This is a genomic window from Rugosimonospora acidiphila (assembly GCF_039543385.1).
Lineage (GTDB): Bacteria > Actinomycetota > Actinomycetes > Mycobacteriales > Micromonosporaceae > Rugosimonospora > Rugosimonospora acidiphila.
Window position 1 is genome coordinate 40,110 of the sequence record NZ_BAABJQ010000005.1, and the last position, 15,177, is coordinate 55,286.

Consider the following 15,177-nt stretch of genomic DNA (forward strand, 5'->3'; position numbering starts at 1 on the left):
GGGCGGGAAACTGGCGAGCATGGACAAATCGGTCCGGATGGGCATCCGCGTCGAGGGTGTGGTGCAGGGCGTGGGGTTCCGCCCGTTCGTGTACGCCCTCGCCACCCGGCTGCGCCTGAACGGACACGTCGGCAACGACGTCGCCGGCGTCTTCATCGAGGTCGAGGGCCCGGCCGAGACCGTCGACGAGTTCGTGCTCGCCCTGCACCGGCAGGCACCCGCGCTCGCGTGTGTCGATCGGGTGCGCACCGAGCCCCGCGAGCCCGTGGGCACCGGCGGCTTCGCCATCGTGCCCAGCGACCCGGCCGGCCGGGTCGCCACCCTGGTCTGCGCGGACAGCGCCACCTGCGCCGACTGCCTGCGCGAGCTGGACGATCCGGCGGACCGCCGGTACGGGTATGCGTTCATCAACTGCACCAACTGCGGCCCGCGCTTCACCATCACCCGCGGGGTGCCCTACGACCGCCCGCTCACCACGATGGCCGGCTTCGCCCTGTGCCCGGCCTGCGCCGCCGAGTACCACGACCCGGCCGACCGTCGCTTCCACGCCCAGCCCGTCTGCTGCCCGACGTGCGGCCCCCGGCTCGCGCTGCTCGACCCGGCGGGCCGCCCATGGCCCACGCCACCGGCGGCCACCCCGGCGGACGGCCCGGCAGACGGGCCGCTGGCCGGCGCCGCCGAGGTGCTGCGGGCCGGCGGCATCGTCGCCGTCAAGGGGCTGGGCGGGTACCACCTCGCGGTGTCGGCCACGGACGAGCGCGCGGCGGCCCGGCTGCGGGCGCGCAAGCACCGCGAGGACAAGCCGTTCGCGGTGATGGTGGCCGATCTGGACCGGGCGCGGCGGCTGTGCGAGGTCGACGCGGTCGCCGAGCGGCTGCTGACCGACCGGGCCGCCCCGATCGTGCTGCTGGACCGCCACCGGACCGGGTCACCGGGACCGGACGGGCCGCCGATCGCGCCCTCGGTCGCCCCCGGCGACCGCTCGCTGGGGGTGCTGCTGCCGTACACCCCGCTGCACCACCTGCTGCTCCGGCGCGTCGCCGGCCCGATCGTACTGACCAGCGGGAACGTGTCCAACGAACCGATCGCGCACGAGGACCACGACGCCATCGCCCGGCTGGGCGCGATCGCCGACGCCGTGCTCACCCACGACCGCCCCATCCACGTGCGCACCGACGACTCGGTGGTACGCGTGTTCCGGGGTCACCCGATGCCGGTGCGGCGCTCGCGCGGCTACGCGCCGGAGCCGGTGCGGCTGGCCTGGGACACGCCCCGGCCGGTGCTGGCCTGCGGTGCCGGGCTGAAGAACACGTTCTGCCTGGCCAAGGGGCGGCACGCGTTCCTCTCTGCGCACATCGGCGACCTGGAGAACCACCCGACGCTGCGCAGCTTCGTCGACGGGATCGAACACTTCACCCGGCTGTTCGACGTACGCCCCGCCGTCGTGGCGCACGATCTGCACCCCGAGTACCTGTCAACCAGGTACGCGCTGGAGTACGAGGCGCCACACCGGGTACCGGTGCAGCACCACCACGCGCACCTCGCCTCGTGCCTGGCCGACAACGGCCACCCCGGCCCGGTGATCGGGGTCGCCTTCGACGGCACCGGGTACGGCACCGACGCCACGATCTGGGGCGGCGAGCTTCTCGTCGCCGACCTGGCCGGCTTCACCCGCGCCGGCCACCTCGTCCCGGTACCCCTGCCCGGCGGCGCGGCGGCGATCCGGGCGCCCTGGCGGATGGCGGTCGCCCACCTCGACGCCGCCTTCGACGGCGCCCCGCCGACCGGACTGGAGCTGCTGCGGCGCCACGATCCGGCCTGGCGCCAGGTCGCCGCGCTCGGCCGGGCCGGCCTCAACTCCCCGCCGACCTCCAGCGCCGGACGGCTGTTCGACGCGGTGGCCGCGCTGATCGGGGTGCGGGACACGGTCAGCTACGAGGGCCAGGCGGCCATCGAACTGGAGCGGCGCGCCGACCGCGCCGAGTCCGGCGGCTACCGCGCCGCCGTCGAGCCGGGCGATCCGCTGCTCATCCACGGCGCCGACCTGATCCGGGCGGCCGTCGCGGACCTGACCGCCGGGGTGCCCCCGGCGATGATCGCGGCACGGTTCCACAACGGGATGGTGGACGCCGTGGTGCGGGCCTGCGCCCTGATCCGGTCGGGCTCCGGGCTGTCCACGGTGGCGCTGTCGGGCGGCGTCTTCCAGAACCTACTGCTGCTGGAGCGCACGGTCGCCCGGCTCACCTCGGCGGGCTTCGAGGTGCTCACCCACCGCCGGGTGCCGGCCAACGACGGCGGGATCAGCCTGGGCCAGGCGGCGATCGCCGCGGCCCAGGACCGCGCGGACCTCGACCACGCACACCGGGACCACGCACACCGGGACCACGCATACCGGGACCACGCATACCCGACCGCAAGCGCCGCGACCGCGCACACCTGACGCGCGGGCCAGGACCACGCTCGGGCCAGGACCACGCTCGGGCCAGGACCACGCTCGGGCCGACCGCACACCTGACCGTGCAACGGGACCGCGCACCGGGATCGCGTATCGGGGAGCGCGGGCACCGGGACCGTGCGCACCGGAATCGCCGGGCGCCGGGCCGCTCGGCCCGCCCCGTGACCGGGCCGTGAGGACCGGCGCCCGGCGACCCCGGTCAGTCGAAGCGGACGTCCTCGCTGCCGATCACCATCGCGCCGGCCGCCCGCAACTCGTCCTCGACCCGGCGTGAGGCCTGCGCCGCCGGCACCTCGTCGTCATAGGTCGCGTGCGCGTCGCGCACCAGGGTCACCTGGTGGCCCCGGCTCAGCGCGGCCAGTGCGGTCGCCCGCACGCAGTAGTCGCTCTGCATGCCCACCAGGATCAGCGGCGCGCCGTCGGGCAGGATCTTGTCCAGCCCGGTGCCGTCGAACGAGTCGGGCACCGACTTGTCGATCAGGTGCTCGCCGTCGCGGACCTCGTGCACCAGTTCCCAACCGAGGCTGTCGGGCGCGTCGGGGTCGTCGGCGCCGCCGTTGTTGCGCACGTGCACCACCTGGGCACCGGCTTGGCGGGCGCGGTCGAGCACGTCCCGGATCGCCGCGCCTACCTGTCTGGCCGAGGGCACCGGCAGTGGCGGCTCCAGCATGTCGCGCTGAACGTCGATCATGACCAAAACCTGTGGCATGTGGCGCAAGCTACCGGAGGGGTACGACAGGAATCCCCGGGTCGCTACCGGAGGGTTCCGGTCGCGCGGGAGGCCCTCGGCCGCTCCGCCCGTGGCGGCCTCGGCCGCTACGCCCCGTGCACCCAGGACACCAGGTGCATCACCCACGGCGTCTGGCGCAGGTACGCCACCCCGACCACCACCAGGTACAGGGCGGTACCGAGGTGGGCCAGCCGGGCGGTCTGCCGCCGGTGACCCATCCAGCGCTCCACGACCAGCCTGCCCATCAGCCGGAACACGATGAACAGGCCGGCGCCGACCGCCAGCACCGCGGCGAATTCGAGCAGCGGGGCGAACAGGCTCTGCCCCCGGTTGGCGATCGCCCACACGCCCCAGCCGACAAAGGCGACGATCCCGCCGAACCAGGTCCAGCCGCCGCCGCGCTTGAGCACCCGGATCTGCTCGTCCATCGACGGGCGGGGCTCGCGGGGCGGCTCACCCGGCTCGTAGACGCTGGTGTCGGGGCCCGGCGGCGGCTTGGACACCACCGCGGCGCGGCCCCGGATCGCCTGCTCGCCCGCGCCCTGGCCGTCCGCCGGGTGGGCGCCGCCGCCCGACTGGTCAGCCTCGGCGAGCCGGGTGGGTGCCGGGCCGGAGGACGCGCCGCCGGGTCGCCCGTTGCCGCCGCCCGAGCCGCCACCACCGGGCCGCTCGACCAGGGTGCGGTTGTTCAGGCCGCGGTCCGCCAGGGAGTCGTTGAGCACGGTCGCGGCGGCCGCCCCAGCGCCGGGAGAGCCACCGGGAGAGCCACCGTTGGGGCCGCCGCCCGAGCCGCCGTTGGCGCGGCCCATCCGGGCGGTCGCCAGGCCGCCCAGTCCCGCCCCTGCCGGCTCCGGCGAGCCCGGCTCGGTGCCCGCCGGGGATTCCCGATCGCCGAGCGGGTGTGCCGCGTACGCGGCGGCCGCCAGCAGCGGGCCGGCCGAGGCGGCCCGGTCCGCGCCGAGCGAGCCGCGCAGCTTGACCAGTTCCCGCTCCAGCCGCTCGATGCGCTGGAAGGCGTCGGTCTCGGTACCGGAGACCACCGCGGCCCGGCCGACCGCCCGCACCGTGACCGCCTGCTCCGGCTCCGCCCAGTCCACCCCGGTCTCCGGCAGCGAGCCGGAGCGCACCAGCGCCGCCAGGCGGTCCACCCAGGCGTTGAGTTCCAGGGTCGACGGGCGGTCGCCGGGCCGGTCGGCCAGCGGGGCGAGCAGTACGTCGCGCAGGGCCGGCCGGCCGGACAGCACCGGGTGGGCGGCCGGTGGCGGCGCCTGCTCGCCGCGCGGCAGGGCACCGGTGACCATGAAGTAGGCGACCGCGCCGAGACCGTGCACGTCGTAGGCGGGGCCGACCTGACCCCGCAGCGCCTCGGGCCCGCCCGACTCCGGGGTGTACGCGATCTGGGTGATCTCCCCGGTCCGCCAGTACCGCGCCCCGGTGAAGTCGATCAGCCGCACCTCGCCGTTGGCCAGCACCATCACGTTGGACGGCTTGACGTCCATGTGCAGCACGGGGGTGGCACCCGGGTCATCGGGATGATGCAGCTCACGCAGGATCCCGGCAAGGGTACGCAGCGCGGACACCGCGTTCAGCTTCGGGCCGGGTCCGGCCGCGCCCGCCGAGAGCAGGTAGACCCGCAGGTTCACCCCGTGCAGGTAGTCGTAGATCTGGTAGGGCACCGCGTTGCCCGGCTCGGGGGCCTCACCCGGCCGGTGCGGCGGGGGCCCGTAGAAGCCGTCGGCGCGCCGGCAGATGCCCGTCACGCCCCGGTTGTTGAGGTCCATGAGCGTGGCGTCACCCTTGTCCCAGGAGCGCAGCTCGTCGACCAGCGGGCGCTTGGGATCGACCCGGAACACCTTCACGGTCATCGGCGCGCTGGCCACCCCGCCGCAGAGCCGGACCGCCCGGTATACCTCGGCCTGGCCGCCGGAGCCGAGGTGCGCGACCAGCCGGTAGCGCTGGTAGGTCTCCGGCAGCGGGCTCGCCGGACCGCACACCAGATCCAGCACTTCGGCCATACCGGTCACTCCCCCTCGTCCTGCCGCCTCTGTCGAGCGTAGCGACCGCGTAAATAGCTCGCTTTGCCCCACCCCAATCGCTTAGGAAGGGGGGATGGTGAGCGATGAGTACGTGCTGCGGACCGGCACCCCCGAGGATTTCGAACCGATTCACAGGCTGCTGACTACCGTTTTCCATGATGATCCCGACGAAGGGGTCATCGACCTCTATCGCGCCGTTTTCGAGCCCGCGCGGGCCGTCGTGGCGTACCACGGCGACATCCTCGCCGGGTCCGCCAGCGCGTACACCCGCGACCTGGCCGTGCCGGGGGCGGTGGTCCCGTCGGCCCACGTGACAGGGGTCGGGGTGGAGCCCACCCACCGCCGCCACGGGCTGCTCAACCGGATGATGGGCCACCTGCTGGCCGACGCCCGCCGGCTCGGCGAGCCGGTCGCCCACCTGTGGGCCAGCGAGGGGAAGATCTACCAGCGGTACGGGTACGGCCTGGCCGCGTGCCGGCTGATGTTGAACGCCGACCGCGAGGTTCAGCTGCGCGAGCCGCCGCACGACAGCGGCCGGCTGCGCTCCGCCGTCCCGGCCGACGTCGTCGCCGACCTTCGCAAGGTGTACGACCAGGCGCTACCAGGCCGGCCCGGCTGGTCCAGCCGCCACGACCGGCTCTGGCACCGGATCACCGCCGACCCGAAGAGCTGGCGACACGGCGGCACCGCGATGCGGGCGGTGCTCCACGAGACGGCGGGCGGGATCGACGGGTACGCGCTGTGGCGGGGCCGCAACAGGGAAGACGATGGGCCGGGCACGGTGGACGTCCGCGAGGTGGTCGCCGCCGATCCGGCCGGGTACCGGGCGCTGTGGCACTTCCTGCTCAACATGGACCTGACCCGGCGCACCCAGTTCACCTTCGCCGCCATCGACGAGCCCCTGCTGTACCTGGTCAACGAGCCGACCGCACTGGGCGCCAGGCTGGAGGACGCGCTGTGGCTGCGGCTGGTCGACGTACCGGCCGCCCTGGCCGCCCGCCGGTACCCGGTGCCGGTCGACGTGGTGCTGCGCACCGAAGATCCGCTGCTGCCGGAGAATTCCGGCAATTGGCACCTCATCGGCGGCCCGGATCGGGCCAGCTGTACCCGTACCGACCGGCCCGCCGACCTGGACTTCGAGCTGGGCGCGCTGGGCGCCGTATACCTGGGGGGCACCCCGCTGGGTACGCTGGCCGCGGGTGGCCGGCTCAGGGAGCTGACCCCCGGCACGCTGGTCGGGGTCGATGCGGCATTCCGCTGGCACCGGGCGCCCGCCGCGACGGAAATATTCTGACCGTCACCGGTGACCCGCCCCGCCTCGCCCGGCGGGGCGGGCCGCCGGCGGGACGAGGAGGTGGCCCGGCATGACCGAGACCCCACGGCGGCGGCGTCGGGTGCGTTCCGAACCGGTCGGCGACGGCCCGGCGCCGTCCCCGACCGACCTGGCCGCGGTGACCAGCGCGATCCACGACGAGGACGCCCCGGCGGGCGACGACCGGGAGGCCGAGCGCGGCCTGCGCGGCCTGGTGGGCGGCGGGTCCTCACAGGTGAGCGTGGGCGCCGCGATGCGGGCCCGGGACGCCACCCGGCCGAGCCCGGATGACCTGGCCGCCGCGGAGACGAACCTGATCATCATCCGGCGCGGCTGGACTCCCCCCGACGCCCGAAAGTAGGCGCCGGGGTGTCAGAGCCGCGGGGTTGCTTGGGGAGTCAGGCTCCCGTGCCCCGGTGGGCGCGCTCGTACTCGCCGACCTGGTTGATACGGCGGGCGTGCCGCGCGTCGCCCGAGAACGCGGTGGCCAGGAAGATCTCCACGAACCCGGTCGCCTCGTCGAGCGAGTGCTGCCGGGCACCGATGGCCACCACGTTCGCGTCGTTGTGCTCGCGGGCCAGCGTGGCGGTCTCCGCGTTCCAGGCCAGCGCGGCCCGTACGCCCTCGACCTTGTTGGCGGCGATCTGCTCGCCGTTGCCGGACCCGCCGATCACCACGCCCAGGCTGCCCGGGTCCGCGACGACCCGCTCGCCGGTCTCGAAGCAGTAGGCCGGGTAATCATCGTTCGGGTCGTAGGTGGCGGGACCGACGTCAACCACCTCGTACCCCTGTCCGGACAGCTGATCGACCAGGTGCTTCCGTAATTCATAGCCGGCATGGTCCGAGCCGAGATACACGCGCATACGCGCAGTCTGTCATCCCTGTGCGGACAGGTCCGCGACGACCAGACCCGCACGGGCCTTCGGCGTGAACCAGGTGCTCTTGCGAGGCAGCTTCTGTCGGCCAAGATTTACCGCCACGAAGTCCTCGACTGTGACCGGCGCCACCAGCACCGCCAGCTCCGCACGGCCCGCGTCGACCTCTCCGGCCAGCCAGGACGCCGGGTAGTCGCCGCCGACGTAGGTGATCCGCTTGTCGCCCGGGTCCAGGCCCAGCGCGTCGCGCAGGAGCACCCGCTCGACCAGCGCGTGGTCCAGGTTGTCCACCGGCCGGGCGGTCGGGTCGGGCGGCAGGGTGATCGCGTAGGCCTGCCCACCCGCGTACGCGATGACCGTGCCGCGTCCGGTCGGCACGTCCGCCGCGTCCACCGAGGTGACCGTGGCGCCGGCCGCGCGCAGGCCGGCGAGCAGCCCGTCGACCCCGTCCGGCAGCTCGGAGACCAGCCGGTTGTACGGCTGGATGGCCACCGACTGGGGGGTGGTCACCACCGCGAGGAAGCGCGGGTACCCGGCGGTCTGCGCGGCCAGGCTGCGGTGGTTACCGTCGGCCACCACCAGCTCGCCGCCTCCGGCCAGTGCGAGCAGTTCGTCCTGGGTCGGCCCGGCCGGCACGGCCCACACCTCGTGCGTGCGGCCAGCCTGGTCGGTGTCGGTCACGTCCGGCGCGCCGGCGGCCAGTACCGTCCGGACGAGCGCGTCCTGCAGCCGGTCGCCGAGCGCGGTCTGCAGCAGCAGCACCGGGGACAGCAGCCGGCCCACGGCCTGCGCCAGGGCGACCCGTTCGCGCACCTTCTCCAGGAACACGTCCTCGTTGCGGATCACCAGTCCGGGCTCCTCGGCGCTGGTGGAGATCTGATCGGTGTCGATCATGGTCCATAGGCCGTAGCCGACCTGTCCCGCGCCGCTGATCCGGTACAGGGCCACGATCCGCTCGTGCGGCCGGTAATGTCCGTCCGCCTGCGCGGCGTCCAGCCGGGCCCTGGCTGAGGGCAGCGTCTCGGCGAACGAGCGGCCGAGGTTCTCCGGCGCCCGGTGCGGCATCTCCACGGCCAGCGCGCTGGCCGGGTTCGCCGCGATGATGTCGGTGATCTCGGTCTCGTCCGCGAACTCGTCGTAGTTCTGTGCCCCGGTGCCGCCGGTGGACAGCCAGGCACGGGCGATGGCATGCGCGATCGTCATACCCATGACGCTATCGGCCCGGCCGCCGGGCCCCGCCGGCCGGGCCGGCCCGTCCCAGAAGTTTGACACCCGATCGACTTCGCCATGGTGACCTGCCCGGATAGGTCCGGCTCAGACGCGGTGCCGGGCCAGGGCCCTCGGCCGCAGCCCGGCCGGAGCGAGAAACATCGGCCGGGGCTCGCCGTGCCGGTGCTCGGCCGGCCGAACCTCACCGCGCAGTGCCTCACCGAGCCGGGCCTCACCGTGCCGGGCCTCACCGTGCCGGGTGCCGAGGCCCGCGCACGGGTCGACCGGGCTCGGGTACCGCTCCGGCTGCCTCTCCTCGTCGTCGTCCTCGGCGCGCGCGGCGCCCCGGCGGCCAGCGGCCCCCCGGGCATCGCCCGACACGTCGACGGACACCACGATCGGCGCCGCGAGAAGTGAGCGGACCTCATCGGGCAGGCCCGGCGCCACCGCCTCCCACGCGGAGTGGGCGACCGTCCATCGCGCTTCGCCGCGGCACACCCCTGTCTCGGACACGGTCGGCGTGGCTGGTTCCGAGCGCGGCTCGTCCCTGCCCATCGGCTCCTCCTCGCGGGCGGCGCGGCGGGCATCACAAGTCCCGCCGCGGCTGATTCCGCAGGAAGAAACGAGGGCGCGTCGCTCGCGTGACGCGCCCTCCCGGCGCGTCAGTCGAACACGGGGCCCACGTCGCGGGTCCGCTTGATCTCGTAGAACCCCTCGGTCCCGGCGACCAGCAGCACACCGTCCCAGAGCCGGCCGGCCGCCTCGCCCTTGGGGGCCGGGGTCACCACCGGGCCGAAGAAGGCGATCTGCGAACCCTCCGTGGGCCCGGGGGCGTGGATCACGGGGGTACCGACGTCGAGCCCGACCGGGCGCATGCCAGCCTCGTGGCTCTCCCGCAGGGCGGCGTCGTAGTCCGTGGACTCCGCCGCGTCGGCCAGCGCCGGGTCCAGGCCCAGTTCGGTGAGCGCCGCCACGTAGGTGTCCCGGCCGAACTCCTGCTTGCCCGGGTGCCGGCGGGTGCCCAACGCGGTGTAGAGGTCGCGCAGCACTCCGTTGCCGTACTTCTGCTCGGCGGCGATGCACACCCGCACCGGCCCCCAGGCGGCGTCCATCGCCTCCCGGTACTTCTCCGGCAGGTCACGGCCCTGGTTGAGGACCGACAGGCTCATCACGTGGAACCGGACGTCCACCGGTCGTACCTTCTCGACCTCCAGCAGCCACCGCGAGGTCAACCACGCCCATGGGCACAGCGGATCGAACCACATGTCCACTGTCATACGTTCCACAACCACGACGTCTCCCGATTAGTGTCAGAGGGCCACGCTTCCGCCCGATCGTTTCTCGCGTCGACGGGCGCGCGCGACCGGAGGTCACGTGACGTGAACCACTTCTGGTTCAACCGTAGTGTCCGTGCGACACTCGCGGCGAGCCGCCGAACCCGAGACCCGGGTACCGTGCGGCGTAGCCGAGCTGCCAATGAAGACAGCGCGACCCGTTCGGATGGAGACTTGACGAGTGGCTGGAGTACGAAACCTGACCCAGGTCGAAGCGATCGAGCGTGCCCGGCTGCTCGACGTCACCGGGTATGACATAACGCTCGACCTGACCGATGGCACGGGCGGCCCCGGCGACCGGGTGTTCCGCTGCACCACCCGGGTCGACTTCCATTGCTCCGAGCCAGGCGCCACCACCTTCATCGAGGCGGCCGCCGAGCGACTGCTCTCCGCGGCGCTCAACGGGCAACCGTTGGACACCTCCGCATGGTCGTCCGATCGCGGCCTCGTGCTGCCGGCCCTGGCCGCGGACAACCAGCTGGTGATCGAGGCGGAGTTCGCGTACTCGAACAGCGGCCAAGGGCTGCACCGCAGCGTCGACCCGGTGGACAAGGAGGTCTACCTCTACAGCCAGTTCGAGACGGCCGATGCCCAGCGCACCTACGCCTGTTTCGATCAGCCCGACCTGAAGTCGGTGTTCACCTGGCATGTCACGGCGCCGGCGCACTGGACCGTGGTGTCCAACGCGCGCCTCGCCAGCACCGAGGCCGCCGGCGAGGGCGCCAAGACGTGGCACTTCCTCGAGTCGGTCCGGATGAGCACGTACATCACCGCGGTGTGCGCCGGCCCCTACCACGAGGTCCGCGAGGAGCACGACGGCATCGACCTCGGCCTGTACTGCCGGCAGTCGATGCGCCAGTACCTCGACGCGGACAACCTCTTCCTGGTCACCAAGCAGGGCTTCGACTTCTTCAACGAGCAGTTCGGCATCCGGTACCCGCTGCCCAAGTACGACCAGGTGTTCGTACCGGAGTTCAACGCCGGCGCCATGGAGAACTTCGGCTGCGTGGTGCACGCGGAGCAGCACTACATCTTCCGGTCCCAGGTGACCGACTACGAGTACGAGAACCGGGCCAACACGATCACCCACGAGATGGCCCACATGTGGTTCGGCGACCTGGTCACCATGCGGTGGTGGGATGACCTGTGGCTCAACGAGTCGTTCGCGGAGTGGGCCTCGCACTGGTGCAACGCCAACGCCAGCCGGTTCACCGACGCCTGGACCACCTTCCTGTCCATCCGCAAGAACTGGGGTTACCGGCAGGATCAGCTCTCCTCGACCCACCCCGTGTACAGCGACATCCCCGACGTCGCGGCGGTCGAGGTGAACTTCGACGGCATCACGTACGCCAAGGGCGCCAGCGTGATCAAGCAGCTGGTCGCGTACGTCGGCATCGACGCGTTCCGCAAGGGGCTGCAGGACTACTTCGGCCGGCACGCCTGGGGCAATGCCACCTTTGACGACCTGCTCACGTCCCTGGAGTCGGCCTCCGGCGTGGAGCTGCGCGAGTTCTCCGCGCAGTGGCTGAAGACCGCACAGGTCAACACCCTGCAGCCGGAGCTCTCGATCGGGGCCGACGGCGCCTACGCGTCGGTGGCGGTCCTCCAGCAGGCTCCCGAGGAGTACCCGGCGCTGCGCACCCACCGGATCGGCGTGGGCCTGTACGACCTGGTCGGCGCCAACCTGATCCGCCGCGAGCTGATCGAGGTGACGGTCAACGGCCCGCGCACCGAACTTCCCCAGCTGGCCGGCAAGCCGGCCGCCGACGTGCTGCTGCTCAACGACGACGACCTGTCCTACGCCAAGCTGCGGCTGGACGAGCGGTCGATGGACACCGTCGTCAACCACATCAGCGGCCTGTCCAACTCGCTGTCCCGCGCGCTGTGCTGGGGAGCGGCCTGGGACATGGTCCGCGACGGCGAGTTGGCCGCGCGCGACTACGTCGCCCTGGTCTGCAACGGGCTGCCACCCGAGCGCGACATCAGCCTTGTCACCGCCAGCCTGTCCCAGGCGCAGGGCGCGCTGACCTACTACGCGGACCAGAGTTGGGCGCCGGTCGGCTGGGCGCTGCTGGCCGCGACCGCACGAGCCACGATGGCCGACGCGGAGCCGGGCAGCGGATTCCAGCTCGCCTGGGCCCGCGCGTACGCCTCGGCCGCCCGCTCGGACGCCGAGCTCGACCTGCTGCGGGATTGGCTGAACGGCGACGCGCCGGAGGGGCTGGCCATCGACACCGAGCTGCGCTGGCGGCTCGTCCAGGCCCTGGCGGCCGGGGGCCGGATCGGCGAGTCCGAGATCCAGGCCGAGCTGGAGCGCGACCGCACGGCCAGCGGGGAGCGGCAGGCCACCGTCGCCTCGGCGCTGCTGGCCACGCCGGAGGCGAAGGAGACGACGTGGCGCCGACTGACCGGACCTGACGCGCTGCCCAACTGGCTGCAGCGGGCCCTGCTCCTCGGCTTCCAGCACTCCTCGCAGCTCGCGTTGACCGCGCCGTACGTGTCCCGCTACTTCGAGGCGGTGGACCAGATCTGGGCCACCCGGGACAGCGAGCCGGCACAGGAGTTCGTCGAGCTGGCGTACCCGTCGATGCACGTCAGCGACGAGACCATCGAGGCGACGGACGCGTGGCTGTCCGATCCGGACAAGCCGGCCCCGTTGCGCCGGCTCATCGGTGAGGGCCGGGACGGCGTCGCCCGGGCGTTGCGGGCGCGCGCCAAGGATTCGGCCGCGGCCTGACCGCGGGGCGGAAGGCCCGACCGCGGCCTAACGGCTCGGCTGCGGCCTGACCCGCGGGGATACGACAGACGGCGGCGGCCGGCCCGGAGGGGCCGGCCGCCGCCGGTGGTTCTTGACGATCATTTGGGGGGCGGGCCGCGTCGGTCTGATTCCCCGGCTGTCGCGCGCGGCGGTTTCTCGTCGCCGCGCAGTGTGACCGGGGCCGCGGCGCGGCAGGGCGCCGCCCGGCCCGGCTCGGGTGTGGACACGCCGGCCGGCTCGGGACGCGCCGGTCCACTCAGGACTTGCCGGCCTGCTCCACGAGCTGGGCGAGCCCGGCGACGATGCCTCCGGCGAGGTCGCCGCCGCCGAAGGCCGCGGCCATCGAGAGGGCCGCGAGCTTGGCGGCGCGATCCGGGATGCGCTTGCGGGCCACGGTACCGGTGACGATCTCCAACAGCCTCTGGTTGGGGGAGACCGCGACGATCACGGCGCTATCCGGGTCGGCCAGCTGCTCATGCAGCTTCTCCGCGTGCCCACGGGTCGGCTCGTCGAGATCGCCGACGTACACGCTGAAGATCAGCCCGGTGGACCGGTCAGCCAACCGCAGCGCCTCGTCGAGACGCAGCAACTGCGGGGTGTTGAACGGTCCGTCCAGCACGCCCGGCCGGTCGGTCAGCTTCGTACTGTTACCAGCTGTCACTTGCGCCTCCAGTCTCACCATGGACGGCGGTCGCCGTGGCCGGCGCGTCCGCGGCCTGGGCCAGCAGTGGGCCGGCGGGCAGCGTGGGCCGGTGCGCGGCGGGCAGCTCGGTAGCGCCCGGACCCTCGCCGATCACCCGTTCGGGTGCGGCAAGGAACCAGACCGGAGTGAACGTGAACGGCCGTCCCGGCCGGTAACGCTTGCTGCTTCGGCGCGCGCTCGTGCCGTACACGAGTGCGAAGACCGCGGCGATCACCACGATCGGTATGCCGGCGAAGACCAGCGCCGTCTGTGTGATGGACAAGCTCAACGCCCCCAGGCGTCAGAGGAACCATGGGACGGATCAACGGTAGCGGAAAGCAGCGCGCTGCACGCGGCCGGGTGCCGTTGCGGGCCTGGCAGGCCGCTACGGTGACGGGATGGGAGATGATCGCCGACCGGGCGGCACGCCGCGGGTACCGGTTGCGGAGGATCCGGCGCAGGTGCCGGCCGGCGTACCGGGCCAGTCACGGGGCCCGGACGACCTGCTGGCCCGCGCCCGGAGACTGGACGCCGAGGACCCGCTGGCCGGGTACCGGGACCGGTTCGTGATCTCCGACCCCGACACCGTCTATCTGGACGGCAACTCGCTGGGCCGGCTGCCGAAGGCGACCCGCGACCGCCTGCGTCAGGTGATCGATGTGGAGTGGGGCGAGGACCTGATCCGCGGCTGGAGCCGATGGATCGAGCTGGGGCGGCGGGCCGGCGACGTGATCGCCGGGCTGATCGGGGCCGAGCCGGGCGAGGTGACGCTCTCCGACTCCACCAGCGTCAACCTGTACAAGCTGGCCGCCGCGGCGCTGCGCGCGAGGCCGGGCCGGCGGACGGTGCTCACCGACGACGACAACTTCCCCACCGATCAGTACCTGTTGCAGGGGCTCGCCGAGGCCGGCGACCTCGACCTGCGGGTCCTGCCCAGCGACCCGGACCGGGGCGTGAGCCCCGACGCCGTCCGGGCGGCGCTCGGCGAGGACGTCGCGCTGGTCTGCCTGTCGCACGTCGCGTACCGGTCGGGGGCGATCGCTGACCTGGCCGGGATCACGGAGGCCGCGCACCAGGCCGGGGCGCTGGTGCTCTGGGACCTGTCGCACTCCGCCGGCTCGGTACCCGTCGGGCTGGGCGCGGCGGGCGTGGACCTGGCCACCGGCTGCACGTACAAGCACCTCAACGGCGGCCCCGGGGCGCCCGCGTTCCTCTACGTCCGGCGCGATCTGCAACCCCGGCTCCGCCAGCCGATCTGGGGCTGGTTCGGCCAGACCGACCAGTTCGACATGGCCGGCCGGTACCGCCCGGCGGACGGCATCGAACGGTTCCTGGTCGGCACCCCGCCCGTGCTCGGCGGGTACGCGGCGCTGGAGGGCGCACGGCTGTCCGCCGAGGCGGGGATCGAGGCGATCGCGGCGAAGGCCCGGGCACTGACCGGCTATCTGATCGAGCTCGCCGACGCCTGGCTGGTGCCCCTCGGGTTCCAACTGGCCTCCCCGCGCGCGGCCGCCGAGCGCGGGGCACACGTCACGCTGCACCACCCGCAGGCGTGGCAGGTGTGCCAGGCGTTGATCCAGGAGCGGGTGATCCCGGACTTCCGCACCCCGGACCGGCTGCGGCTCGGCGTCGCGCCGCTGTATACGACCTTCGGCGAGCTGTACGTCGCGGCCGCCCGGCTACGCGAGATCGTCGCCTCCGGACGGCACGAGGGGTTCCCGACGCAGCGGTCGCGCGTCACCTGATCGGGCGTCGCCCGAACGGGTACTGACCACGCGGTGCCATG

General features: G+C 73.2%; 13 protein-coding genes. 5 read left to right on the top strand and 8 right to left on the bottom strand.

Annotated elements, in window-relative coordinates; translation table 11 throughout:
• Positions 1 to 19 precede the first annotated feature (19 nt).
• On the top strand, positions 20 to 2,440 hold the full coding sequence (gene hypF, locus ABEA87_RS10195; protein ID WP_345628284.1) for a carbamoyltransferase HypF: 2,421 nt from the start codon (positions 20 to 22) through the stop codon (positions 2,438 to 2,440).
• 214 nt (positions 2,441 to 2,654) lie between these two features.
• Here hypF and ABEA87_RS10200 read toward each other — a convergent pair whose 3' ends face one another.
• A complete protein-coding gene (locus tag ABEA87_RS10200; protein ID WP_345628285.1) occupies positions 2,655 to 3,164 on the bottom strand; it encodes an isochorismatase family protein in 510 nt (169 codons plus the stop codon).
• A gap of 107 nt (positions 3,165 to 3,271) precedes the next feature.
• Positions 3,272 to 5,200 carry a protein kinase domain-containing protein gene (locus ABEA87_RS10205; protein ID WP_345628286.1) on the bottom strand — a complete coding sequence of 643 codons (1,929 nt, stop codon included), beginning with the start codon at positions 5,198 to 5,200 and terminating at the stop codon, positions 3,272 to 3,274.
• A 94-nt stretch (positions 5,201 to 5,294) separates the two neighbouring features.
• On the opposite strand from ABEA87_RS10205, the gene ABEA87_RS10210 reads away from it, so the two are divergent.
• Both ABEA87_RS10210 and ABEA87_RS10215 read left to right on the top strand, forming a co-directional pair.
• Positions 5,295 to 6,515, top strand: a complete 1,221-nt coding sequence (locus ABEA87_RS10210) for a GNAT family N-acetyltransferase (protein ID WP_345628287.1) — start codon at positions 5,295 to 5,297, stop codon at positions 6,513 to 6,515.
• 70 nt (positions 6,516 to 6,585) lie between these two features.
• Entirely contained in the window at positions 6,586 to 6,894 is a 309-nt protein-coding gene (locus ABEA87_RS10215; protein ID WP_345628288.1) for a hypothetical protein, read from the top strand.
• A 37-nt stretch (positions 6,895 to 6,931) separates the two neighbouring features.
• Here the strand turns inward: ABEA87_RS10215 and ABEA87_RS10220 are convergent, their stop codons facing one another.
• The 4 genes from ABEA87_RS10220 to ABEA87_RS10235 all read right to left on the bottom strand — a co-directional run bounded on the left by ABEA87_RS10220 (position 6,932) and on the right by ABEA87_RS10235 (position 9,894).
• Positions 6,932 to 7,396, bottom strand: coding sequence for a ribose-5-phosphate isomerase (locus ABEA87_RS10220; protein WP_345628289.1), 465 nt, complete (start codon positions 7,394 to 7,396; stop codon positions 6,932 to 6,934).
• Positions 7,397 to 7,408: 12 nt separating this feature from the next.
• On the bottom strand, positions 7,409 to 8,611 hold the full coding sequence (locus ABEA87_RS10225; protein WP_345628290.1) for a DUF1015 family protein: 1,203 nt from the start codon (positions 8,609 to 8,611) through the stop codon (positions 7,409 to 7,411).
• Between the two features lie 111 nt (positions 8,612 to 8,722).
• On the bottom strand, positions 8,723 to 9,172 hold the full coding sequence (locus ABEA87_RS10230; protein ID WP_345628291.1) for a hypothetical protein: 450 nt from the start codon (positions 9,170 to 9,172) through the stop codon (positions 8,723 to 8,725).
• A 107-nt stretch (positions 9,173 to 9,279) separates the two neighbouring features.
• Positions 9,280 to 9,894 carry a mycothiol-dependent nitroreductase Rv2466c family protein gene (locus tag ABEA87_RS10235; protein WP_459112884.1) on the bottom strand — a complete coding sequence of 205 codons (615 nt, stop codon included), beginning with the start codon at positions 9,892 to 9,894 and terminating at the stop codon, positions 9,280 to 9,282.
• 238 nt (positions 9,895 to 10,132) lie between these two features.
• On the opposite strand from ABEA87_RS10235, the gene pepN reads away from it, so the two are divergent.
• Entirely contained in the window at positions 10,133 to 12,688 is a 2,556-nt protein-coding gene (gene pepN, locus ABEA87_RS10240; protein WP_345628292.1) for an aminopeptidase N, read from the top strand.
• Between the two features lie 277 nt (positions 12,689 to 12,965).
• Here the strand turns inward: pepN and ABEA87_RS10245 are convergent, their stop codons facing one another.
• The gene (locus ABEA87_RS10245) at positions 12,966 to 13,391 is read right to left on the bottom strand and encodes a DUF5130 family protein (RefSeq protein WP_345628293.1); all 426 of its coding nucleotides are present in this window, start codon (positions 13,389 to 13,391) and stop codon (positions 12,966 to 12,968) included.
• Positions 13,357 to 13,674, bottom strand: coding sequence for an aa3-type cytochrome oxidase subunit CtaJ (gene ctaJ, locus ABEA87_RS10250; protein WP_345628294.1), 318 nt, complete (start codon positions 13,672 to 13,674; stop codon positions 13,357 to 13,359). The genes ABEA87_RS10245 and ctaJ overlap by 35 nt, the downstream gene beginning before the upstream one ends.
• Before the next feature lie 115 nt (positions 13,675 to 13,789).
• Between ctaJ and kynU the strand changes: the two genes are divergently transcribed.
• A complete protein-coding gene (gene kynU / locus ABEA87_RS10255) occupies positions 13,790 to 15,136 on the top strand; it encodes a kynureninase (RefSeq protein WP_345628295.1) in 1,347 nt (448 codons plus the stop codon).
• Positions 15,137 to 15,177 lie beyond the last annotated feature (41 nt).